The organism is Isoptericola maris (genome assembly GCF_048065335.1).
Lineage (GTDB): Bacteria > Actinomycetota > Actinomycetes > Actinomycetales > Cellulomonadaceae > Isoptericola > Isoptericola rhizosphaerae.
Map to the genome: position 1 here is coordinate 273,464 of NZ_JBLUNY010000001.1, position 22,931 is coordinate 296,394.

Here is a 22,931-nt window from a genome sequence, read left to right on the forward strand (position 1 = left end):
GGCTCGCGGGCAGCAGGTCAGCGAGCGCCCGCGGTGGCGGCGGTCAGCCAGCGGTGCAGCTCGGTGGCGAGCGCGACCGGGGCGTCGAGCTGGATCAGGTGCCCGGCGTCGGGCACGATCGTGAGCGTGCTGCCGTCGATGGCCGCAGCCAGGTGCTCGGCGCGGTCCGGCGGGATCCAGGTGTCCTGCTCGCCCCAGACGATGTGGGTGGGCGCGGTGATCTCGCCGAGGTGCGGCTCGAGCTCGGCGGTGAAGCGCTCGTCGGCCTCGGCGACCTGCCGGTAGAACGCGGCCTGCCCGACGGCGTCGAGCCAGGGGGCGAGGATCGCTGCGGTCTCGTCGGGGCGCAGGCCGCGGTGGCTCGCGCCGGCGACATAGGCCTCGAGCGCGCCGCGGTGCACGGGTTCCGGGAGGCGGGCGAAGGTGTCGGCGTGCTCGGCCACGAGGGTGAAGAACACCGATCCCCACGGACGCAGCGCGACCACGTCGACCAGGCACAAGGACGCGTAGTCCCGGCCGTGCAGCAGGTGGGCACGCAGGGACACCGCGCCGCCGGAGTCGTGGGCGATCACGTGCGGTGCGTCGAGGCCGCAGTGCTCCAGCAGCGCGGCGAAGGCCTCGCCCTGCGTGCCGAGGTCGACCTCGTGCCCGGGGTCCTTGGACGAGACGCCGTACCCGGGCATGTCCCACAGGTGCACGGTGAACTCGGCGGCCAGGGCACGGGCGAACGGCGCCCACAGCCAGGAGGACCACGGGGTGCCGTGGCACATGACCAGCGGCGGCCCCGACCCGACGGCCGTCCAGGCGATCTCGCGTCCACGCCAGGCGAACCGGCGCTCGAGCTCCAGCCCGGTGCCGGGCGCGACGGCCATCAGTCCTGGCTCCCGGACTCGGAGGTACTCGCGTCGGCGCCGCGTGCCTCGAGGGCGAGGCGTAGCCCGGCTGCCTCACCCTCGGCCTGAGCCCGCGCCGCGGCCTCGGTGGCACGTTCGCGCTCCGCCCGGCGGGCCTGATCCCGGGCCTCCTGGAGCTCACCGCGCAAGGTGCTGGTCTCGCCCTCGAGACGCGCGACCGCGGCCTGCGCGGCCGTGCGGTCGGCATCGGCCTGGGCCCGGTCCTCCTGGGCCCGCAGGCTCGCGGCCCGCGCGCGCTCCAGGGCGGTCCGGGCCTCGGCCAGGGCTTCGCGGGTGCCCTCCGCGGATCCTTGCGCCTGGGCGCGGGCCTCGGCCTGCTCGGCCCGGCCGCGCTCCGCGTCGGCGAGGCGGCCGCGCAGGTCGGCGATCTGGGAGCGAGTCTGTTCGAGCTCGGTGCCCCACGTCGCGGCCTGCCCGACGGCCTGGGCGGCCTCGGCCCGCGCCTCGTCGCGCGCGGCGGTCGTCTCGTCCAGCCGCGCTGCCAAGGTTTCCACTTCCGCGTGCGCCGCCAGCAGGTCGGCACGAGTGGCCGCGTGCTCGGCCTCGGCGCCGTCCAGCAGTGCGGCGACCCGGTCGGCGTCTTCGCGGGCGGCGTCCAGCTGCTCGCGCGCCTGGGTCAGCTCGGCGGTGTGGGCGGCCCGGGCGGTGCGTACGGCCTCGGACCACAGCGCCGTGACGCCCCGCTCGACGAGCAGCCCGACGCCGCGGGGCAGCTCGGGCAGCCGTGCCGCCTCCGCCTCGGCCGCCGAACAGTCGGCGCGCCACCGGCGCAGGTAGGTCGTCGCGACAGCGTTGGAGCAGCCCGCGCGCTCGCGCACCGTCGTGACGGTGACGGCGGCGTCCTCGGCCAGGAGCGCGTCGGCGGCGGCGTACACCCGGTCTCGGGCGGTGACCGGCGGCGGCTCGGCGTCCGGGCGGTCCTCGTGCCCGGGGGAGTCGTGCACCGGCCTGTCCGCCGGGGCTGCCGCGGCGATCGTCTCGGTCATCATCACGTCCTGCCGTGGGAGGAATAGGAGAAGTGCGGTCAAACTACTACTACTCTTGGCATTCTTCTACCGACACCCGCTTTTCCAAAGCGGGTGCGCAACGATCCGGTCGTCAGTCCGTCGAGACGTATCAGTGCAGGTCAGCGCGCTGCAATGCGAGGCAGCTGACGGACGCCGGGCGTCGCTTCAGTGGCCTCCATGAGCACATGGTGAGCACCAGATGCAAAGTCCTGCGCTGCGAACTGCGCGGACATCGCCTCGCCCAACCGGTCGAGATCGTCCTCGAACAGGCCGGCGTAGGTGCGCAGCGTGAGCACGGGAGACTCGTGGCCGAGCATGCGCTGGACGGCCTTGACGCTCGCGCCGCCGGCGATCGCCAGCGAGGCGGCCGTGTGGCGCAGGTCGTGCAGGGTCAAGGGCGCGAAGTCCTCCGCCCCGGCACCGAGGGTGAGCCGGGCCGCGACCTCCAGCCGGTGGGTCCGAGCGATCTTCGCGGCGCGGGACAGGTCGTCGCGCCGCCGGCGGTCCGCCTCGACGAGCACCTCCCAGGTGGCGGCGTCGACCACACCCGTGGCCGGGAGCCCGGCCTGCTCCTGGACGCGGCGGACCTGCTCGAGGGTGGCCGCGTCCACCAGGCGGGTGGCCCGCAGCCCGAGCAGCTCCTGCAGCGTCGTGACCGCCGCGCCCGCGGCACGCACCGCCGGGCGGAACGCGTTGCGGTCGAAGCTCTCGCGGCGCAACGCTCCGCCGTCGCGCCCGACGAACAGCAGGCCGGAGCCCCGGGCGGCCAGCAGCACGGACAGGTCCGCGACGAGGACGCCGGGCACCGGCACCTCACGGCGGGCGTGCGTCTTGGTGTCGCCGAGCAGCAGCGTGCCGTCGTCGAGCCGGGTGTAGGCGCGCTCGATCACGACGCGCCCGCGCAGCAGGTCGACGTCACCGGTGCGCAGCGCGGAGAGCTCGCCCCAGCGCAGGCCGGTCAGGCCGGCCAGCAGCACCAGGGTCCGGCCCTGGTGGGTGCGTGCGGCGTCCGCGACGCGGCGCAGCTGTTCGTGGCTCAGGTAGCGGTGCGCCTTGGTCTTCGGCGCCCGGGGGAGTCCGGAGACCTTGCCGGACGGCGTGCGAGCGGGGTTCGCGGTCAGGCGCCGTGAGTCGACGGCCGCGTCGAGCAGCGCCACGAGCAGCCGGACGGCGTCGCGCCGCCTGGCCGGGGAGGCCACCTCGCCGCTGCGCGGTGCCCGCATGCCGGCCGCCCAGCGGGTGACGTCGTCGTGCGTGATGCGGCGCAGCGGTACCTCGCCGAAGGTCGGCGCCACCAGGGAGCGGAACCGCTCACGCTCCGCCTCCAGCGTGCGAGGTGCGCGGTCGGCCCTCGTGGCCTGCCAGTCGTCGAACCACTCGGCCACCGCGATCGCCGACCCGCGCGGGTCCACCCAGGCGCCGAGCTTGCCGGCCTCCTCGGCCCGGCGCGCCTCGGCCAGCGCGTCACGGCGCGAGCGGAACGCACGGGTGCTGCGCAGCCGCCCGTCGACGCGGAACCGGCCCACGTAGGAGGCCGCGCCACCGCGAGTACCGCGCTTCTCCGTGTAGGCCATGGGCCGACCCTACTGGGAGTCGGGCCGCCCTGACCTGCGAGGACTCTCGCCAGACCGCACCCGGCACGACCTCGACCGTGCAGTGGTCTCACTCGGGCTCAGGACGGGACCAGTTCACCGCACGCGGCGACCAGAACGCCATGAGCGTCGTCGCCAGCACGAACGCGCTGACGAACGCCGACAGCATCAGGGCATCGCTGCTGCTCGTGCTCATCCGGTCGCTGAGCAGGCTCTGCGCGACCCCCTGGAACGCCAGAGGGAACCCGATCGGTGTCCACACGCTGCCGGTCTGGAGCCGGAGCAGGCCGAGCACGACGCCGAACCCGAAGAACAGCAGACCCCGCTCGGCCAGGACTCCCCACCCGGCGCTGGCGACCCACAGCGCCACACCGAACACGGTGAAGAGCGCTGCCTGCACCATGGCGGCGGCCCACGGCGCCATCGCGGTCATCAGGTTGCGCTGGAGGTAGCCGCGGAAGATCAGCTCCTCCGGCAGCGCCTCGAAGAAGAAGACGAGCACGACGAGCAGGCCCGCCCATCCGACGATCGTGGACCACGGCACCTGAGGTCGCAGGTCGGTCCATCCGGTCAGCAGAGCCACCGTCAGCCCGATCGCGGACGGCACGAGGAAGGCGGCGACGCCCACCAGGAACGGGCGGGCCGCCCGGGACAGCCGATCCAGTCCGAGCCCCGCCCAGGGGCGACGATCCAGACGACGCCGGGCGACGACCACGAGCGGCACGGCGAGCGCACTGATCAGCACGGCGTTCATCGCACGGACCGGGACCGTCAGGTCGCCGGTGACGACAGTGTCGTTAGGCCAGCTCATCAGGGCCCAGACGGACATCGCACCGAGCAGCACGACGAGGAGGCGAACGGTCAGCGGTGGTCGACGCACCGCGAGGGCGGTGCGATGCCGCCCGGTGCCAGCGCGGCGTCCGTGTCGAGGGCGGAAGACCCCCCGGTCAGGCCGTCTCCGGGACACCGAAGTGGTGGCGCAGGCGTCGGTGCCGATGCTCGAACAGGGCCGTCACCGTCGCCCGGGCGAGGCGCTCGACGCCGGGCACGTGCCTCGGCACGGCGCGGAGCCGGAAGCGGACGGTGTCGCGGACCCGAACCGCACCACGCTCCCCGTCCTCGACCACGCGCTCGTGCTCCCACAACACCGACGTCAGCATCGACGAGCGTTCGAGGAAGCGCCGGCCGGGCTCGAGGTCAGCTATCACGATGTCGTCGTACTCCACGGGCAGCAGCCCGCCCAGGAGCAGCACGCTCCGCCCGAGGCCAGCGCTCGGGGCGATCTCGTCGAGCCGTCGTGCCCGGAGCCCGCGCGGAGTGGTCATGTCGAGCCACGGCCACAGCTCGGCCCTGATCCCTGCGAACGACGTCGCGTGCTGCCACAGCACCGACCGCGGCGCGTCGAGCTCGCTGATCGTCACCACCGGACGTCGCCAGTCCATGACTGAGACCTTAGTGCGGCATCAGGGCAGCGTCAGCGTCATGAAGGTGCTGTGCGGGTCCTCGACGTAGTCGGCGAACGGGCCGCACCCGACGAACCCGTGACGGGCGTACAGGCGGCGGGCGGGAGCGAAGGAGTCCTGCGTGCCCGTCTCCAGGCTGACGCGGGCGTAGCCGCGTGCGGTCGCCAGGTCGAGCAGACGAGCCAGCACAGCAGTCGCCACCCCGCGGCCACGAGCCGCCCGGGCGGTACGCATGGACTTCAGCTCCCCGTGGCCGCCGCCGGGGCCCGCAGCGCCGACCAGCTCGGTCAGCGCGCCGCAGCCCAGCAGGGGGCCGTCTGCACTGCACGCCGTGACGAACGTGACCGACGGCGCCAGCAGCGCCGAGTGGTCCAGGGCGTGGACGGAGTCGGGCGGCGAGGTGGCGAACATGTCGGCCAGGTGCTCGTCGAGCAGCGTGCGCACATCGTCGCGCGCGGGGGAGTCGACCGCGATGGTCACGGCCCCATCATCGCCCGGCGATGTTTCGACGGTGTGTCCCGGCCGGCCGGTCGGACTCGGTGCGTCCCAGCCGCGCGCGGGTGCCGGCCCCCGCGACCCTGGAGCCGACGCGCGTGGACCGCGCGTCGATAACCGATGGACCTGGCGGTACCCCTCGTGCTGACGTGGCAGCGTGCGCATCACCCGAGAGACCGTCGCTGACGGTGTCCGTGAGCAGATCTTTGCGGTGGGGGACGTCCCGGGCGTGCTCTGGACTCCCTCGGCAGCGACAGGGCCTCGGCCCCTCGTCCTGGTCGGGCACGGTGGCGGTCAGCACAAGAAGGAGGGGAGCGTGCTCGCCAGGGCGATCCCGTTCGTCCGGTCGTGCGGCTTCGCGGTCGCCGCGATCGACGCACCCGGAACCGGTGACCGGCCGAGTCATCCCACGATCCGGCGCCTCGTGGCGACGATCGAGGATCGCACGGCGAACGGCACGCCCGTCGGCTCGGCATGGCCGGAGCTGTGCGACACGGTGGCGGCGGAGCTCGTCCCCGACTGGCGGGCGACCCTGGACACTCTCCAGAGCCTGGAGACGGTCGGTCGAGACCAGCCGGTCGGATACCACGGCGTGTCGCAGGGCAGCGAGATCGGCATCCGCCTGACCGCGGTCGAACCACGCATCATGGCTGCGGTCGTCGGCCTGACCGGCAACGAGTGGCTCACACGCCCTGCGGCGCGGGTCACCGTCCCGGTCGAGTTCCTGGTGCAGTGGGACGACGAGGAGGTTCCTCGCGACGGCGCCATGAGAATCTTCGAGGCCCTCGCCACCACCGAGAAGCCCTTCCACGCGAACGGGGGTGGCCACCACCAGGTGCCGCACTTCGAGATCGACAGTGCCATCCGCTTTTTCACCCGGCACCTCGGCACGGGAAGCATGAGCTGATCGCGTCCACCGACGGTGGCGTCCTGAGCCGGACCCAGATCTCGTCCGTACGGGTACGAGGCCGGTCCGCCTCAGGGTGCGTGCACGGCGGGGTCGCCGCGCAGCACGTCGAGCAGCAGGGCGCGCACCGCGTCGGGGCGTTCGAGCGCCGGCAGGTGACCGGCGTCGTCGAGGACGAGGTGCTCGGCCCGGGGGATCGTCTCGGCCAGGTGGGCCGCGACGTGCTGGAAGTGGTCCATGTCCCGGGTCCCGCTGACCACCAGCGTCGGTACCGCGATCGCGGCCGGGTCCACCTCGACGTGGTGCGGCGCCGGCGGGTCCTCACGCGCGTCGGCGGCCAGCTGGACCTCGAACGCGTGGCGCTGCATGGCCGCGAGCGCCTCGCGGACGGACAGGTCGGCGTCGGGCCCGAGCCAGGTGGCGACGTTGAGCCGCACGGCGCCCTCGATGTCGCCGGCCTCCAGGAGCCGGGTCTCGGCGTCGTCGAACGCCTGGGCGGCCGGCGTCGGGGCCAGGCCGTCGTAGGCGGGGTCGAGCAGGACGAGCCGGCGCACGCGGGCCGGGTGGGCGGTGGCGAGCTCGAGGGCGACCTGCCCGCCGAACGAGGAGCCGACGACGGCGACGTCGGGCACGTCCAGGTGGTTCAGGAGCGCCGCGAGGTCGTCGGCGTCGGCGTACTCGCCGCCGGGCAGCGGTGTGTCGCCGTACCCGCGCAGGTCGGGCCGGATCACGCGGAAGGCGTGGCTCAGTGCGGGGACCAGAGGTTCCCACATGCGGCGGTCGGCCACGCCCGCGTGGACGAGCAGGACGGGCGGACCGGTGCCGACGTCGTCGTGAGCGAGGATCACGCGTCGAGGCTACGCGGCGTCCGCGGCGTCGGCACGCGAGCGGCCCGCCTACGCTCGTACCATGTCACCGGACCCCGCGACGATCGGCCCCGACGTGCGCTCCGCGCCCTTGCGTGAACAGCTCGAGGCGTTCCTCGACGAGCACCGACGGCACCTGGCGAAGAGCCTCGACGGACTGACCGAGGAGCAGGTGCGGCGGCGTCTGGTGGCGTCCAAGACCACGCTGCTCGGCCTGGTCAAGCATGCGACGTTCGTCGAGCAGGTCTGGTTCGACGAGGCGATCACGAGGCGCTCGCGGGTCGACATCGGCATCCCGGCCACCCCGGACGAGTCGTTCGACCTGACCGACCGGGACACGATCGACGCCGTGCGGGCGCACTACCTCGAGGTGTGCGCGGCCTCGCGCGAGCGCGCCGCCACGCTCGACCTGGACGACCTGGTGCGCGGCAACCGCCGCGGCCCGCTGCCGCTGCGCTGGGTCTACCTGCACGTGCTGCGCGAGCTCGCCCAGCACGGCGGGCACGCCGACATCCTGCGCGAGCAGCTCCTGGCCCAGGATCCGGGAATGTCGCCCCCTCCGGGGCGTTGACGCCGGTATGAAGCGCATCGGGTTCTTGTCCTTCGGCCACTGGACCGACCACCCGTCCTCGGCGACACGCAGCGCCGCCGACGTCCTGGCCCAGTCCATCGAGCTGGCCGAGGCGGCCGAGGAGGTCGGGGCCGACGGCGCCTACTTCCGGGTGCACCACTTCGCCCACCAGCTCGCCAGCCCGTTCCCGCTGCTGGCCGCCGTCGGGGCGCGCACCCGCCGCATCGAGATCGGCACCGGCGTGATCGACATGCGCTACGAGAACCCCGCCTACATGGCCGAGGACGCCGGTGCCGCCGACCTCATCGCCGGCGAGCGCCTGCAGCTCGGCATCTCGCGGGGATCACCGGAGCAGGTGATCGAGGGGTACCGCCACTTCGGTCACGTCCCGGCACCGGGGGAGTCGGACGCCGACATGGCCCGCCGGCACACCGCCCGGTTCCTCGAGCTGCTCGAGGGCGAGGGGTTCGCCGAGCCGAACCCGCAGCCGATGTTCCCCAACCCGCCCGGGCTGCTGCGTCTGGAGCCGCACTCGCCGGGCCTGCGTCGGCGCATCTGGTGGGGCGCGGGCTCACGCGCCACGGCCGAGTGGACGGCCGCCCAGGGGATGAACCTCATGAGCTCGACGCTGCTGACCGAGGACACCGGCGTGCCGTTCCACGCGCTGCAGGCCGAGCAGATCCAGCGCTTCCGTGACGCGTGGGCCGCCGCCGGTCACGGCTGGGAGCCGCGCGTGTCGGTGTCGCGCTCGATCTTCCCGATCACCGACGACCGCGACCGCGCCTACTTCGGCCTCGAGACGCAGTCCACCGACCAGGTCGGCATCATCGACGGCGGCCGAGCACGGTTCGGCAAGACCTACGCCGGCGAGATCGACGAGATCGTGGCCGACCTGGAGAACGACAGCGCGATCGCCGCCGCGGACACCCTGCTGCTGACGGTGCCGAACCAGCTCGGTGTGGACTACAACGCCCACGTCATGGAGAACGTCGTGGCGCACGTGGCGCCGGCGCTCGGCTGGCGCTAGCGGGCCGGCCGCTCAGTCCCGCCTGACGTGACGTCGCCCCGACGTCAGCCCACCTGCGCCAGGGCCGCGCGGATCAGGCGGTGACCGTGCGCCTCGAACGCGGCGTCACCCACCTGGTAGGCCCACACCGCCGTCCCGATCGCCACGCGCACCAGGGTGCGCCGCCAGACGTCACCGGTGCGCGGGTCGCCCCCGTAGCCGGCCGCGAACGCCGACGCCAGGTCCTCGCGCCCGGCCAGCTGCTGACGGTGCAGGCGGGCGAAGTCCGTGCACGGCGCGCGCCAGCCCGCGCGGCCGAAGTCGATGACACGCACCACGCCGTCCTCGACCACCCAGCTGCGCGGGTGGAAGTCGCCGTGGGTGGGCACCACCCGCACCGGCGGGTGGGCGTGCGCCGCCACCACCGCACGCAACTGCTCCGTCGTCGCCACGTCGATGCGGTGCGGCGAGTCCAGCCACCGCATCGCGCGCGCGTCCTGCGCCGCCTCCCAGTCGCCGTCCACACGCGTACCCAGCGCGTGCAGGCACGCCAACAGCTCGCCCGCCTGCCGGTAGGTGTCCGGCTCCCGCTCGGCCGCACCGCCCTCGACGAGGTCGCCCGGCAGCCACGCGGTAGCCAGCAGGTGGCGCTCGCGGTCGGCGTGCAGCAGCCGCGGCACCCGCCCACCCGGCACCAGCGGCGCCAGCAGCGTCCGATGGGCGACGATCTCTCGATCCAGGTGATGGTCGGCAGGCCCGGAAGCCTTGAGCGCGACGTCGGTGCCGTCCTCGGCGCGCAGCCGCAGCACCGCGGCGTCCCCCGGCCCCCGGGAGTGGTCCGCGACCAGCCTCACGGCACCGAACCAGGACGTGACGAGCTCGTGCTGGACGCCGTCGAGGCCGGGCAGGTCGCTGGTCACCCGTGCACGGTACCCGCCGACGGCATACTGGCCCCGACACATCGGTCCCACCGGGCGGCAGCGCTGCCGCCCGAGAAGGAAGGCATCGTGGCTCTTCCCAGCCCCAGCTACACCATCACCCTGCGCGTGCAGGTCCCCGCCTCCCAGCGCGCGACGAGCACCGTGGTCGGCGCGGTCGCCGACGCCGGCGCGGCAGTCACCGGCGTCGACATCGCCCACTCCACACCCGACGGCCTCGTCGTGGACGTCACCTGCGACACCGTCGACACCCAGCACAGCGAACAGGTCGTGGCCACCCTCGAGGCCCTCGACGGGGTGCACGTGCTCAAGTGGTCCGACTCGACGTTCCTGCTGCACCTGGGCGGCAAGATCGAGATCGCGCTCAAGGCGCCCATCAAGACACGCCGCGACCTGTCGCGCGCCTACACCCCCGGGGTGGCACGGGTGTGCACCGCGATCGCCGACAACCCCGACGACGCCCGGCGTCTGACGATCAAGCGCAACACCGTCGCCGTGGTCACCGACGGCACCGCCGTGCTCGGCCTGGGAGACATCGGCCCGGCCGCCGCCCTGCCCGTCATGGAAGGCAAGGCCGCACTGTTCAAGCAGTTCGCCGACGTCGACGCCTGGCCGGTGTGCCTCGACACGACCGACACCGAGGAGATCATCGCCGTGGTCAAGGCGATCGCCCCCGTCTACGGGGGAGTCAACCTCGAGGACATCTCCGCGCCGCGCTGCTTCGAGATCGAGGCACGCCTGCGCGACGAGCTCGACATCCCCGTCTTCCACGACGACCAGCACGGCACCGCCATCGTGGTGCTCGCCGCCCTGGTCAACGCCCTGAAGGTGGTCGGCAAGGAGCTGTCGCAGGTGCGCATCGTGGTCTCCGGCGTCGGCGCGGCAGGCAACGCCATCATCCGCCTGCTCAAGGCCCAGGGCGCCGAGCACATCGTCGCCTTCGGCCGTGGGGGAGCACTCGGACCCGACACCCTCGACGGCGACCCGCACCGCAACTGGATCTCGGCGAACACCAACGCCGCACGGTTCACCGGCACCCTGCGCGAAGGCCTCGACGGCGCCGACGTCTTCATCGGCGTGTCCGCCGGAAACATCCTGACCGGCGCCGACATCGCCACCATGAACGACGACGCGATCGTGTTCGCCCTGGCCAACCCCGCCCCCGAGGTCGACCCCCTCGCCGCGGCCGAGACCGCCGCCGTCGTAGCCACCGGCCGCTCGGACCACCCCAACCAGATCAACAACGTCCTCGCCTTCCCCGGCCTGTTCCGCGGGCTGCTCGACGTCGGCGCCACCCAGATCACCACCGAGCTGATGCGCGTGGCCGCCCTGGCCATCGCCGACGTCGTCGCCGACGACGAGCTCAACAGTGCGTTCGTCATCCCCGGCGTCTTCGACCACCGCGTCGCCGAAGCGGTCGCCGAGGCGGTGCGCGCCGTCCAGGCCGACTGAGCCCGGCACCCGCCTCGCCCACCGCCAGCCAGGCGGGGGACGCCGCCTGCGAGCGCCGGCCGAGCACCGGCACTAGCCTGGCCCCGTGACCGCACGCCGCGCCCCCCGCCCCCTCCTCGCCGCCCTGCTGACCACCGTGCTCGCCACGACGGCGCTCGCGGCCTGCGCCGGCGGCCCGAGCGACGTCGCCGGCCGCACCTTCGTCGCCACCGACGTCGAAGGCCACGAGCTCGCCGAGGGGACCGAGATCGTCCTGGCCTTCACCGACGACTCCGTGGGCGCCCAACCCGGCTGCAACAGCATGTCGGCCCCGGCCACCTGGGACGACGGCACCCTGCGCCTGACCGGCGAGATGCGATCGACCATGATGGCCTGCTCCGACGAGCTCATGGACCAAGAAGCCTGGTTCAGCGAGCTGCTGCGCGCGGAACCGACGCTCGCCCTCGACGACGGCACGCTCACGCTCACCGGGCCGGACGCGACCGTGACGCTCGTCGAGCAGGACCGCCCCTGACCCTGCCCGGCGGATCCCCACCCCCCGGGCCACGACCGAGGCGCAGGAGGCACACATGGAGCTGACCGAGCAGTCCAGCGGGCGCACGGACGGGCTGCTGATGTTCGCGATCACCCCACCGCGGCGCACCACCACCCCCGCCGAGGCACAACGCATCGCCGACCGCACCGTCGAACGGCTGGCCGACCTCGACCTCGACGCGCTCGTGCTGTACGACATCGACGACGAGACCGACCGCAACCCCGACGAACGCCCCTTCCCCTACCTGCCCACCCTCGACCCCGCCGAGTTCCGCACCCGCCACCTCACCGGTTGGGAACGCCCCGTGGTCGTCTACCGCAGCACCGGCAAGTACAGCCCCACCGAGCTCACCGACTGGGCCGCCGCCCAGGACCCCGACCGCGTCAGCACCGTGTTCGTGGGTGCCTCGACCAGCGACAGCGCCGTGCGCACCACGCTCGGCCAGGCCCAGCGCCTGTGCCGCGAGCACGCGCCGGACCTGGCTCTCGGGGGAGTGGCGATCCCCGAGCGCCACGAGTCCCGCGGCGACGAGCACGAACGCATGCGCCGCAAGCAGGACGCCGGAGTCGGCTTCTTCGTCACCCAGGTCGTCTACGACGTCGGAGCCGCCAAGTCGATGGTCTCCGACTACCACTACGCCTGCCAGGACCGCGGCCAGAAGCCCGTCCCCGTCGTCTTCACCCTCTCGGTGTGCGGCTCGCCCAAGACCCTCGAGTTCCTCGAATGGCTCGGCGTGCACGTACCGCGCTGGATGCGCAACGACCTGCGCCACACCGACGACGCGTTGACCACCTCGTTCAACCAGTGCACAGCCATCGCCGACGACCTCGCCCAGTTCTGCACCCGCCACGAGATCCCGTACGGGTTCAACGTCGAGTCGGTCTCCATCCGCCGCGCCGAGATCGAGGCGTCGGTCCGCCTGGCCAAGCACCTGCGCGCCACGACCGGCACGGCAGCATCGACGTCATGAGCAGCCGCAGCGCCGCCGACCAGCACCTGCGCGACCTCGCGCTGCTGCGCCGCGTGCGCGACCGCATCGACCGCGAGTACGCCCGACCCCTCGACGTGCCGGCGCTCGCGGCCGACGCCGGCCTCTCGGCCGGGCACCTGAGCCGGCAGTTCAAGGCGGCCTACGGCGAGTCGCCCTACAGCTACCTGATGACCCGCCGGGTCGAACGGGCGATGGCGCTGCTGCGCCGCGGCTCCAGCGTCACCGACGCCTGCTTCGCGGTCGGCTTCTCCTCCCTCGGCACGTTCAGCACGCGGTTCACCGAGCTGGTCGGCATGCCGCCCAGCGAGTACCGGCGACGGGCCCAGGACACCGCCGAGCTGCCCTCGTGCGTGACGAAGCAGGTCGCCAGACCGATCAGGAATCGAGAAGCGCCGGGGGTACGGGCGCATCTAGCGTGAGGCGCATGGACATCACCATTCACACCACGTTCCTCCCGCACACCGACCCGGACGCCTCCCTGGCGTTCTACCGCGACCTGCTCGGCTTCGAGGTCCAGGGCGACGTCGGCCAGGGCGACATGCGCTGGCTCACCTTCGTCTCCCCGGCGCAGCCCGACGTCCGCCTCGTCCTGACCCCGCCCGCCGCCGACCCCGGCGTCACCGAGGACGAGCGCCGCACCGTCCTCGAGCTGATGGCCAAGGGCGCCTACCAGTCCATCATCCTGGCCACCCGCGACCTGGACGCGACGTTCGACCGGCTCCAGGCCGCCGACGCCGAGGTCGCCTCCGAACCCACCGAGCAGCCGTGGGGAGTGCGCGACTGCGCCTTCCGCGACCCCGCCGGCAACATGGTCCGCATCGACGAGGTCAGGTGACACCGATGACCACCACCACCCCGCGACGACCCGGACGGTTCTCCCGCTGGCTCCAGCACACCGCCAACGCCCGCACCGCGGCCAAGGTCCGCACCAAGGGCGGCACCCAGATGGGCATGGAGCTGCTCGTGCTGCACACCGTGGGGCGCCGCAGCGGCCACCCACGGCAGAACCCTCTGGCGTTCGTCGACGACGGCGCGGACGGCTGGGTCGTCGTCGCCTCGGGCGGCGGGCAGCGCCACCCCGACTGGTACGACAACCTGCTGGCACGCCCCGACGACGCCACCGTCGAGGTCCACGGCAGCACGCCCGTCCCGATCACGCCGCAGGTGCTCGCCGGCGCACCACGCGAGGCCGCCTGGCACCGGCTGACGCAGGTCGTCCGCAGCCTGACCAAGTACCAGGCCCGGAGCGCGCGCACCTACCCGGTGGTGCGGCTCGCCCGCCGCTAACCTGAGTGACGCCGCACCGCGCCACCGACGGCGCACCACACCCCTGAAGGAGACCCCCGCACATGGCTCCCAGCACCCCCCAGCCGGCGCCAGCCCGACCCGCCGACGCCCACGACGTCATCCGGGTCCAGGGCGCTCGCGAGAACAACCTGCGCGGCATCGACGTCGAGCTGCCCAAGAGACGCCTGACGGTGTTCACGGGGGTGTCCGGGTCAGGCAAGAGCTCGTTGGTGTTCGCCACCGTCGCCGCGGAGTCGCGCCGGCTCATCGACGAGACCTACTCGACGTTCGTCCAGGGATTCATGCCGTCCCTGCCGCGGCCCGACGTCGACCACCTCGAGGGGATCACCACCGCGATCCTCGTCGACCAGGAGCGCATGGGCGCCAACGTGCGGTCCACGGTCGGGACCGTCACCGACGCCAACGCCATGCTGCGCAACCTGTTCAGCCGCATCGGCGAGCCGTACGTCGGCCCGCCCACGGCGTTCTCGTTCAACATCCCGACGTCGAAGGCGAGCGGGGTGTTCCGCACCGACAGGGCCGACGGCAAGACGGAGAAGAAGGTCGTGCGCGACCAGGTCTACCTCGGCGGCATGTGCCCAGAGTGCGAGGGCCGGGGGACCGTCTCCGACCTCGACCTGTCGGTGATCGTCGACGAGTCCCGGTCGTTGCGCGGGGGTGCGATCCTCGTGCCCGGATACAAGGCCGACGGCTGGATGGTCAAGGGATTCACCGAGTCGGGGTTCGTCGACGGCGACAAGCCGGTGCGCGAGTACACCGAGACCGAGCGCCACGACCTGCTGTACCGCGAGAAGGGCAAGGTCAAGGCCCTGGGCATGAACATGACCTACCAGGGCCTCATCCCCAAGCTGCGCGAGTCGCTGTTCTCCAAGGACCCGGAGTCGCTGCAGCCGCACCTGCGGCGGTTCGTCGAGCGGGCGGCCGTCTTCGGTCCCTGCCCCGCCTGCGAGGGGACCCGGCTCAACGCCTCGGCCCGCTCGGCCAAGGTCGAGGGCCGCAACATCGCCGAGGTGTGCGCGATGCAGATCACCGACGCCGCGCAGTGGGTCCGCAGCATCACCGACCCCGGCGTGGCGCCCCTGGTGCGCAGCCTGCTGCACCTGTTCGACTCGTTCGTCGAGATCGGGCTCGGCTACCTCTCCCTCGACCGGCCCGCCGGGACGCTGTCCGGGGGAGAGGCGCAGCGCACCAAGATGATCCGCCACCTCGGCTCCGCCCTGACCGACGTCACCTACGTCTTCGACGAGCCCACCATCGGGCTGCACCCGCACGACATCGCGCGGATGAACAACCTGCTGGTCGAGCTGCGGGACAAGGGCAACACCGTGCTCGTGGTCGAGCACAAGCCCGAGGCCATCGCGATCGCCGACCACGTCGTCGACCTGGGCCCCGGCGCCGGGGCCGACGGTGGAACCATCTGCTACGAGGGCACCGTCGACGGTCTGCGGGACAGCGACACCCTCACCGGCCGCCACCTCGACTACCGCGTGCAGGTCAAGGAGACGGTCCGTGAGCCTGACGGCGCGCTCGAGATCCGCGGAGCGTCCCAGAACAACCTGCGCGACCTCGACGTCGACATCCCCACGGGGGTCCTCACGGTGGTCACCGGTGTCGCCGGTTCGGGCAAGAGCTCGCTGATCCACGGAAACCTCGCCGGCCGCGACGGCGTCGTCGTCGTGGACCAGGGCGCCATCAAGGGCTCCCGTCGTTCGAACCCCGCGACCTACACGGGCCTGCTCGAGCCCGTCCGCAAGGCCTTCGCCAAGGCGAACGGCGTCAAGCCCGCCCTGTTCAGCGCCAACTCCGAGGGCGCCTGTCCCACCTGCAAGGGCAACGGGCGCATCTACACCGAGCTCGGGTTCATGGAGACCGTCGAGACGCCGTGCGAGGACTGCGGCGGAAAGCGCTTCATGGCGGAGGTGCTCGACTACACCCTCGGCGGCAGGAACATCGCCGAGATCCTCGACCTGTCCGTCGCTCAGGCTCACGAGTTCTTTGCGCACGGGGAGGCCAAGATTCCTGCCGTCGCGAAGACCCTCGGTCATCTGAAGGACGTCGGTCTCGGCTACATCCACCTCGGCCAGCCGCTCAACACGCTCTCCGGGGGAGAGCGCCAACGCCTCAAGCTCGCCATGCACATGGGGGAGCGGGGCGGGGTGTACATCCTCGACGAGCCCACGACCGGCCTGCACCTGGCCGACGTCGAGAACCTCCTGGGGCTGCTCGACCGGCTCGTGGACGCGGGCAGGTCCGTCATCGTGATCGAGCACCACCAGGCCGTCATGGCCCACGCCGACCGGATCATCGACATCGGCCCCGGCGCGGGGCACGACGGCGGCACCGTCGTCTTCGAGGGCACGCCCGCCGAGCTCGTGGCCGCCCGGTCCACGCTGACGGGGGAGCACCTGGCCGAGTACGTCCAGGCCTGAGGCCCATCGGAGGACGCCGGCTGGTGGGTGACATCGGCGCAGGGACGCGCCCGACGTCCTCAGCCTTCGTCAGGCGGGCCCGCACACGACGGCCTGGGTCTCGATGTCGGACGCCAGCCACAGGCCGGGGGTCGAGGCGACGTGGAGCACGTCGGCCAGGTCGGCGGCCTCCGGTGCCAGGTCCGCCAACAGGTTCGGCAGGTCGGTCACGCGTTGGGGGCGGACGTCGACGTCAGGTCGCCCGGCGTGCAGGGCGACGTAGAAGATCCCTGCCTCGACGAGGTCCTGGAAGAAGTGGCTGCCGAACGACAGCTCCGGGGCGATGCCCGCATCGGGTGCGGCGACCTCCACGATCCCGACCATCCGGCCGAGCTCGGAGAACCGGACCGGCACGCCGAGCGACGGCGTGGTCGTGCCCCAGCGTCCCGGTCCGACCAGGAGCGTCGGCTGCTGCGCCGCGACGGTCCGGTTGAGCCGGCCGACCGCCCGGGCCACGGCGTGCTTGTGCTGCTCCGGCAGCGCGAGGTACTCGGCGGCACGGACCAGCACGACATGGTCGACGGGCAGGCGCACGTTGCCGCCCATGAAGCTGCCCGTCGCGGCGAACAGCCGCGTGCCGGGGTCGGCACGCGGCATCTGCACCGGTGAGCCAGGTCCGCGCGTCTGCAGCGGCCGACACTGCACGACGTTCATCCGCACCGTGCCGTCGGCGGCGAGGTTGGCGGTGAACTCGATGTCGACGGGGTGGTCGTAGGCCGCCTCGAGCAGGCGCAGGGCACGTCGCACCGTCGCGGGGAGCTCGGTCCGCGTGAGCAGCCCGCGCAGGTCCACGAGCTGCCGGACCGGGCTCGGGCGACCCCAGTCGGCCGCGACGCGCGCGGCCTCCAGGTCCGGGCTCGTCAGGAGCGCAGCGTCCTCGCCCAGGGTTGCGACCGGCTCCTCGCACGGGCGGCTGACCAGCGTGTTCTCACTCAGGCTCAGCAGGTCGACGCGACGCTGCGCGAAGCGCGCCGCGTCGCCGTACAGCGTGGGTGGCACCCGGGCCGGGTCGTCGAGGCAGACGATCCGCGCGTAGTCCTCCGACGTGCGGTCGACCGCGCGGGTCCCCAAGCCCATGACGACGCGCATCATGCCGGCCTCGGCGTCGATCCTCGGGTCCCACAGGTAGAGGTTGCGCGAGACGGCGACGCCGGCCGCGTGGGGGAAGAATCCGTCGCCGTGCCGGTCCCCGGAGACACGCTGCACGAGGATCGCCATCTGCTCGTCGCGGTCCTGCAGGCCACGGGCCGCGCGGTAGGCGAGGGCCTCCGTGCTGAACGCGCTCGCGTAGACGGTGCGCACGGCGTCCTCGAACGCCGCGAGCCGCTCGGCGGGGTCGCCCTGGTTCACGCAGAAGACGCTGTCGTACTTGCCGGCGAACGCGTTGCCGAAGTCGTCCTCCAGCAGCGAGCTGGACCGCACGATGACGGGGGACTGGCCGAAGTGCTCGAGCATCTCCACGAACTGCTCGCGGACCTCGTGGGGGAAGTGCCCGTGATGGATCCGCTCGCGCAGCTCGGCGGCACGGGTGTCGTAGCCCGCCGGGGTGCGCTGCTCGGCGCGCAGCAACCACCACCCGTTCTCGACCAGGTAGGTGTAGAAGACGTCGGAGCCCACGTAGAAGGAGTCGTGCGGTTCGAGCGATCCGACGAGCTCGGCGTCGTCGCTCGCCTCCAGGATCGCGCGTGCGACGAGCATGCCGGCGCTCTTGCCACCGATCGCCCCGGTGCCGATGGACCGGGCGCCCACGAGCAGGAGCTCGGCGAGCGACAGGTACGACTCGGCGAGCCGCGTCATGCGCTCGGAGCCGCCCATCAGCATGTGCACCAGCCCCGTGGCGGCACCGCGTTGGTGCTCCGGGGGCAGGTCGAGGGCGCTGTGGGCCCGGTCGAAGGCAACGTGCCACGGATCGAGCCGGTCGCCCTGCCGCGGGCGCCGGGCGGACAGTCGCGCGAGCTCGACGCTCGAGGTGACCGGGACGGCCGCGTCGCCACGCACCCGGTGGGGGAAGAACATCGTGGGGGAGTGACGCTCCCAGGCCTTGAGAGGGTGGACGTACACCTCACCGTCCATGCGGTACACGTCGAGGAGCACCTGCGTCGTCTCTCGGATGCGCGCCACCGTGCGGTGGGTGTGCCCACCGCGCTCGAGCGCGAAGTACGCGACCGTGTCGAGACGGAACAGGTAGGGGCACGTGACGACGAAGAAGTTCGCGATCATCAGGTCCGAGAACCACCGGGGCAGCAGGTCCGTGAGGCTGTCGAACACGTAGAAGACCCCGGGACCCTCGTCGTTCACGAGGTGGTGGATCCGCAGGGCGAAGCTCTCGAAGCCCTGGTCGGGGTCGATCTCGACCGTGAGCACGCCGTCGTCGTCGGTGAGCAGGCGTTGGTGCTTGCCGAAGCGGACGTAGACCACGCGGCGGCCGTCGGTGACGGCCTGCGTCGCGAACGCACGCGCGACGGTCCGGTAGTCGGCGACGTCGTCGACTCGCCAGACGACGTTGTCACCGATGCGCAGCCCGTCGACCACCGCGTCGAGGCCGGCGAACCCGGTGCTCACGGTGCTCGCGGTGGCAGCGGGTGTGGCGTGGTCCGGCATAGCGAGCATCATGCCGGACCGTCCGTGATCAATCGAGTCGTCTCCGCGCCACTGGGCGCCGATAATGCGCATTATGTCATTACGACGAGAAGAGCGGCCGGCACGCGCCACCGACCGCTCCCCGTGGGCCTGCCTCAGTGCGTCGTCAGCTTCAGTCCCGCCACGCACGCGACGATGCCCAGGATGAGCGCGATCCGCACGACGGTGACCGGCTCGGCGCCGGTCGCCATTGCATAGCCGGCGGTCAGCGACGCGCCGATGCCGACCCAGACGGCGTAGGCGGTGCCGACCGGCAGCTCGCGCAACGAGTACGCCAGGCCGGCCATGCTGGCAGCCAGGCTCACGACGAACACGATGCTGGGCACCAGGCGCGAGAATCCTTCGGAACGGCCGAGCGCCGTGGCCCACACGGCCTCCAGCAGCCCGGAGACGACCAGGACGATCCATGACATGCGGCCCACTCCCCGATGCCGTCTTGTCGCACTCCGGGTACGGCAACCCTCGTCCGGGAGCCATGTCAGGCTCTGCCGAGATCATCGCACGCAACAGCCCGGTGCCGACGGCCGACCCGGCATCGCTGGTCGGCCACGGCTCGCCAGGACGCCGCGCCACCGGTACGCTGAATCGAACAATCAGTACAAACCATTGTGTATGCCGCAACACAGTGGTCTCATCGATGTCGGTACCTCCGCCTAGCCTGACGACGATGACCGTGCAGGTCACAGACCTGCGCTCCCCGGTCGTCCCACCGTCGGACAGGAGGAACCTCATGGTCGCGCCGCCACGGCTCGAACGCCTCACCGTCGCCCAGGCGGCAGACCGCTACCTCGCCTCGGTGCGGGTCGAGACCGTCCGTGGCGTCCTCTCCCCCGCCACCGAACGCTCCTACGCGCGTGACGTCAGCGAGCTCGTCCGGCTGCTCGGCCCCGACCGCGTGCTCGACGACGTCACCGGCGACGACGTCGACGACGCCCTCGTGCGCTACCAGTCGGGCCCGGACGGCCGATACACGGACCCCACCCGCAAGACCGCACCCGGCCGGTCCACCGCCACCGTCAACCGCTTCCGGCAGTCCGTGACCCGGTTCTTCTCCCACTCCGCACGCCACTGCTGGGTGCAGGCAGACCCCATGCAGTGGGCCGCACCACCGGCCAAGGTGCGCGAACGCCTGCGCGTCGAACGCACCGCACTGTCGGCGTCGGCCGCCCAGGCGCTGGTCCACACCGTCCAGGAAGCCGCCGACCGCCCCGGCACGGCCGGCACCACGCGCGCCGACCAGGCGCTCGCAGCCCGCGACCGCCTCGTCGTCGCGCTGCTGATCGTCCTCGGGCCACGCGTCTCAGAACTCGCCCGCGCCGACGTCGCCGACCTGACCCGCGAGCCCGAGGAGACCCGCTGGCGCATCGTCGGCAAGGGCGGCTCGACGAGGACCGTCGCCCTCAGCCCTCCCCTGGCCACCGCGCTGGAGAGCTACCTGACCGACCTGCGCCCCCGGCTGGCCGCGCGGCGACCCGACGACACCGATGCCCAGCGCGCCCTCCTGCTCTCGTGGCGGGGCCGACGCCTCGACACCCAGGCCATCCGGGCGCTGCTGGCGCGCGCGGTGGTACGGATGCCGGAGGCCTACCGCCGACCCGCCACCCCCCACGCGCTGCGCCACACCACCGCCACGCTGCTCGTCGCGGACGGCTGGGACGTCAAGGTGGTGGCCGAGCTGCTCGGCCACGCCTCCATCGCCACGACCGGCGCCTACCTCGACCGGATCGACGGCGAGCTCGCCGCGGCCATCCGCACCCACCCGCTCGCCGGCTCCCTGCGGGACGTCTCACACACCTCCGGGGCGGAATCACCGGGCGCGACGGCGTCGTCGCCGCTAGCGTGAGGGCGTGCCCAGCCCGCAGCAGCAGTCTCTCGCACTCCCGGTCAGGATCCAGGTCGACTGGCGACGCATCCGCAAGGTCGCACGACGCGCCGCGACCGTCGCCTGCGCGATCCCACTCTCCGCCGGTGCCGCGGTCATGGTCACCGACAAGATCCGTGGCCAGCGCCACCCGCTCAACAGCAAGTTCCCTACCGCGGCCCCGCTGTCGACCGAGATCGACGGCACCAACGCCACCCTCTACACCTATGGCGACGACCTCTTCGACGCCATGCTCGAGGCGATCGACGGCGCCCAGCACACGGTCTTCCTGGAGACCTACATCTGGAAGGGCGACGCCACGGGTGAACGCTTCAAGGAGGCGATCTCCCGGGCCGCCGCGCGAGGCGTCGAGGTCTACGTCATCTACGACGGCTTCGCCAACCTCGTCGTCCCCCGGGAGTTCTTCCACTTTCCCCCGCAGGTCCACGTCCTGCGCTTCCCCGCACTGCGACCCGGGCTCCTCACGCTCGACGTGCGCCGCTCCGGGCGTGACCACCGCAAAATCCTCGTCGTCGACGAGGAGGTGGCGTTCGTCGGCGGGTACAACATCGGCGAGGAGTACGCCACCAAGTGGCGCGACACGCACATCCGGCTGGAAGGGCGGGCCGCGTGGGAGCTGCAGAACGCGTTCGTCGACTTCTGGAACCGCTGGCGCACCCACAAACTCCCTGTGCTCCAGGACAAGGGCGCCGAGCACTGGCAGCCCAGCCTCCGGGCGGCCCGCAACGCCCCCAGCGACCTCGTCTTCCCGATCCGGGGCCTGTACCTGGACGCGATCGACCGTGCGACCAGCCACATCTACATCACGCAGGCCTACTTCATCCCCGACCGCGACATCCTCGAGGCGCTCCTGGCCGCCTCAGCACGCGGGGTGGACGTCCGGGTGCTGGTGCCCGAACGCTCCAACCACTCCCTGGCCGACTGGCTGGCCCGAGGCCGGTACACCAAGCTCCTGCGCGGCGGCGTGCGGATCATGCTGTACGAGGGAGCGATGGTCCACGCCAAGACCGCGACCATCGACGGACGCTGGTCCACCGTCGGCACCGCGAACATCGACCGGCTCAGCCTCACCGGCAACTACGAGATCAACCTCGAGATCGTGGACGCCGGCCTGGCGAGCAAGCTCGAAGAGATCTTCCGCATGGACGAGAGCAACTCCCACGAGCTCACCTACGACGAGTGGCGCGGGCGCTCCCTGCTGACCAAGATCGCCGAGCGCGTACTCGAGCCCCTCGAACCGCTGCTCTGAACCCCCGCGCCGAGCCGGCGGTACACGTGCTCACCGCCGAGGCGTGCGGTGTCCAGCCACCGCCGGGTCAGCTCGTGGCCCGTCTCGCTGAGCATCGCGTCGTGCACCGGGACGACCGTCCGGGCGCTCGCGGCCAGCGTGGCGTCGATGGCCTCGGTCAGCCGTAGCCACGGCCCGGACACCGGCAGGCACAGCACGTCGAGCGCCTCCGTGGGCACGTCGAACGAGTCACCAGGATGGTGGACCGTGGCGCCCTCCAGGGTGACCGTGTACGTCCGGTTGGCCACCCGAGGAGCACGCGAGTGGATCAGGGCGTGATCACCGCCACCGACACGCACCAGTGCGGCACCGAGCTGGAGCTCCTCCACCGGTTCGACGGCGTGCAGCCTCTCGCCGGCCGCCCCGGCGTGCAGCAGTGCCTCGACGGCCCCGGCCGTCCCCCGCACCGTCAGCGCGTCGTCGGCACGCAGCGCCGCGACCACCGCCGCGACGTCCAGGTGGTCGGCGTGCTCGTGGGTGATCAGCACCGCCGTGGCGCCGTCCAGCGCCTCGGCCGAGCGGGCGAGCGTGCCCGGGTCGAGCACGATGCGTGAGCCGGCGCCCGTCAGGCTCACGCAGGCGTGGCCGTGGAACGTCAGCCGCACGGC

The 22,931-nt window shown here is 72.4% G+C and carries 23 protein-coding genes and 1 riboswitch; of the genes, 12 read left to right on the forward strand and 11 right to left on the reverse strand.

Features of this window, described 5'->3' with window-relative positions; translation table 11 throughout:
* Positions 1–17 precede the first annotated feature (17 nt).
* From ACH5HR_RS01310 to ACH5HR_RS01335, 6 genes are all read right to left on the reverse strand, one after another.
* Complete coding sequence (locus ACH5HR_RS01310; protein WP_416475836.1) at positions 18–872, reverse strand: alpha/beta fold hydrolase; 855 nt, start codon at positions 870–872, stop codon at positions 18–20.
* Positions 872–1,900: a DNA-binding protein gene (locus ACH5HR_RS01315; RefSeq protein ID WP_416475838.1), complete on the reverse strand. Its 1,029-nt coding sequence runs from the start codon at positions 1,898–1,900 to the stop codon at positions 872–874. The genes ACH5HR_RS01310 and ACH5HR_RS01315 overlap by 1 nt, the downstream gene beginning before the upstream one ends.
* A gap of 140 nt (positions 1,901–2,040) precedes the next feature.
* Positions 2,041–3,495, reverse strand: coding sequence for a tyrosine-type recombinase/integrase (locus tag ACH5HR_RS01320; protein WP_416475840.1), 1,455 nt, complete (start codon positions 3,493–3,495; stop codon positions 2,041–2,043).
* A gap of 88 nt (positions 3,496–3,583) precedes the next feature.
* A complete protein-coding gene (locus ACH5HR_RS01325; RefSeq protein WP_416475842.1) occupies positions 3,584–4,324 on the reverse strand; it encodes a CPBP family intramembrane glutamic endopeptidase in 741 nt (246 codons plus the stop codon).
* A 136-nt stretch (positions 4,325–4,460) separates the two neighbouring features.
* A complete protein-coding gene (locus tag ACH5HR_RS01330) occupies positions 4,461–4,955 on the reverse strand; it encodes an Rv1443c family protein (RefSeq protein WP_416475844.1) in 495 nt (164 codons plus the stop codon).
* A gap of 21 nt (positions 4,956–4,976) precedes the next feature.
* Complete coding sequence (locus ACH5HR_RS01335; protein WP_416475846.1) at positions 4,977–5,456, reverse strand: GNAT family N-acetyltransferase; 480 nt, start codon at positions 5,454–5,456, stop codon at positions 4,977–4,979.
* 172 nt (positions 5,457–5,628) lie between these two features.
* Between ACH5HR_RS01335 and ACH5HR_RS01340 the strand changes: the two genes are divergently transcribed.
* Positions 5,629–6,378 (forward strand): alpha/beta hydrolase family protein, encoded by a 750-nt coding sequence (locus ACH5HR_RS01340; protein WP_416475849.1) that lies wholly within the window; start codon positions 5,629–5,631, stop codon positions 6,376–6,378.
* Positions 6,379–6,449: 71 nt separating this feature from the next.
* Here the strand turns inward: ACH5HR_RS01340 and ACH5HR_RS01345 are convergent, their stop codons facing one another.
* Positions 6,450–7,226, reverse strand: coding sequence for an alpha/beta fold hydrolase (locus ACH5HR_RS01345; protein WP_416475850.1), 777 nt, complete (start codon positions 7,224–7,226; stop codon positions 6,450–6,452).
* Between the two features lie 61 nt (positions 7,227–7,287).
* On the opposite strand from ACH5HR_RS01345, the gene ACH5HR_RS01350 reads away from it, so the two are divergent.
* Positions 7,288–7,815 carry a DinB family protein gene (locus tag ACH5HR_RS01350; RefSeq protein WP_402371829.1) on the forward strand — a complete coding sequence of 176 codons (528 nt, stop codon included), beginning with the start codon at positions 7,288–7,290 and terminating at the stop codon, positions 7,813–7,815.
* Positions 7,816–7,822: 7 nt separating this feature from the next.
* Positions 7,823–8,842, forward strand: a complete 1,020-nt coding sequence (locus ACH5HR_RS01355) for an LLM class flavin-dependent oxidoreductase (protein ID WP_402371828.1) — start codon at positions 7,823–7,825, stop codon at positions 8,840–8,842.
* A gap of 44 nt (positions 8,843–8,886) precedes the next feature.
* Here ACH5HR_RS01355 and ACH5HR_RS01360 read toward each other — a convergent pair whose 3' ends face one another.
* Positions 8,887–9,741, reverse strand: coding sequence for a phosphotransferase (locus ACH5HR_RS01360; protein WP_416475852.1), 855 nt, complete (start codon positions 9,739–9,741; stop codon positions 8,887–8,889).
* An 87-nt stretch (positions 9,742–9,828) separates the two neighbouring features.
* Between ACH5HR_RS01360 and ACH5HR_RS01365 the strand changes: the two genes are divergently transcribed.
* The 7 genes from ACH5HR_RS01365 to ACH5HR_RS01395 all read left to right on the forward strand — a co-directional run bounded on the left by ACH5HR_RS01365 (position 9,829) and on the right by ACH5HR_RS01395 (position 16,474).
* Complete coding sequence (locus ACH5HR_RS01365) at positions 9,829–11,211, forward strand: NAD-dependent malic enzyme (protein WP_402371825.1); 1,383 nt, start codon at positions 9,829–9,831, stop codon at positions 11,209–11,211.
* Positions 11,212–11,296: 85 nt separating this feature from the next.
* Positions 11,297–11,725: an META domain-containing protein gene (locus ACH5HR_RS01370; protein WP_402371823.1), complete on the forward strand. Its 429-nt coding sequence runs from the start codon at positions 11,297–11,299 to the stop codon at positions 11,723–11,725.
* A gap of 55 nt (positions 11,726–11,780) precedes the next feature.
* On the forward strand, positions 11,781–12,716 hold the full coding sequence (locus tag ACH5HR_RS01375) for a methylenetetrahydrofolate reductase (protein WP_416475854.1): 936 nt from the start codon (positions 11,781–11,783) through the stop codon (positions 12,714–12,716).
* The gene (locus tag ACH5HR_RS01380) at positions 12,713–13,156 is read left to right on the forward strand and encodes a helix-turn-helix domain-containing protein (RefSeq protein ID WP_416475856.1); all 444 of its coding nucleotides are present in this window, start codon (positions 12,713–12,715) and stop codon (positions 13,154–13,156) included. Before ACH5HR_RS01375 ends, ACH5HR_RS01380 begins: the two co-directional genes overlap by 4 nt.
* A 5-nt stretch (positions 13,157–13,161) precedes the next feature.
* Positions 13,162–13,572 carry a VOC family protein gene (locus ACH5HR_RS01385; RefSeq protein ID WP_416475857.1) on the forward strand — a complete coding sequence of 137 codons (411 nt, stop codon included), beginning with the start codon at positions 13,162–13,164 and terminating at the stop codon, positions 13,570–13,572.
* A 5-nt stretch (positions 13,573–13,577) separates the two neighbouring features.
* Complete coding sequence (locus tag ACH5HR_RS01390; RefSeq protein WP_416475858.1) at positions 13,578–14,024, forward strand: nitroreductase family deazaflavin-dependent oxidoreductase; 447 nt, start codon at positions 13,578–13,580, stop codon at positions 14,022–14,024.
* 62 nt (positions 14,025–14,086) lie between these two features.
* Complete coding sequence (locus ACH5HR_RS01395) at positions 14,087–16,474, forward strand: ATP-binding cassette domain-containing protein (RefSeq protein ID WP_416475860.1); 2,388 nt, start codon at positions 14,087–14,089, stop codon at positions 16,472–16,474.
* Positions 16,475–16,543: 69 nt separating this feature from the next.
* Here ACH5HR_RS01395 and ACH5HR_RS01400 read toward each other — a convergent pair whose 3' ends face one another.
* Positions 16,544–19,126 carry a PEP/pyruvate-binding domain-containing protein gene (locus ACH5HR_RS01400; protein ID WP_416475862.1) on the reverse strand — a complete coding sequence of 861 codons (2,583 nt, stop codon included), beginning with the start codon at positions 19,124–19,126 and terminating at the stop codon, positions 16,544–16,546.
* A gap of 122 nt (positions 19,127–19,248) precedes the next feature.
* Complete coding sequence (locus tag ACH5HR_RS01405) at positions 19,249–19,566, reverse strand: DMT family transporter (RefSeq protein WP_402371812.1); 318 nt, start codon at positions 19,564–19,566, stop codon at positions 19,249–19,251.
* A 12-nt stretch (positions 19,567–19,578) separates the two neighbouring features.
* A riboswitch (guanidine-III (ykkC-III) riboswitch) is annotated at positions 19,579–19,642 on the reverse strand.
* 178 nt (positions 19,643–19,820) lie between these two features.
* On the opposite strand from ACH5HR_RS01405, the gene ACH5HR_RS01410 reads away from it, so the two are divergent.
* The gene (locus tag ACH5HR_RS01410) at positions 19,821–20,996 is read left to right on the forward strand and encodes a tyrosine-type recombinase/integrase (RefSeq protein ID WP_416475864.1); all 1,176 of its coding nucleotides are present in this window, start codon (positions 19,821–19,823) and stop codon (positions 20,994–20,996) included.
* A gap of 4 nt (positions 20,997–21,000) precedes the next feature.
* Positions 21,001–22,284: a phospholipase D-like domain-containing protein gene (locus tag ACH5HR_RS01415; protein ID WP_402371809.1), complete on the forward strand. Its 1,284-nt coding sequence runs from the start codon at positions 21,001–21,003 to the stop codon at positions 22,282–22,284.
* On the opposite strand, the gene ACH5HR_RS01420 is transcribed toward ACH5HR_RS01415, so the two are convergent.
* Positions 22,206–22,928, reverse strand: coding sequence for an MBL fold metallo-hydrolase (locus ACH5HR_RS01420; RefSeq protein ID WP_416475865.1), 723 nt, complete (start codon positions 22,926–22,928; stop codon positions 22,206–22,208). The two genes, ACH5HR_RS01415 and ACH5HR_RS01420, sit on opposite strands and share 79 nt — an antisense overlap.
* Positions 22,929–22,931 lie beyond the last annotated feature (3 nt).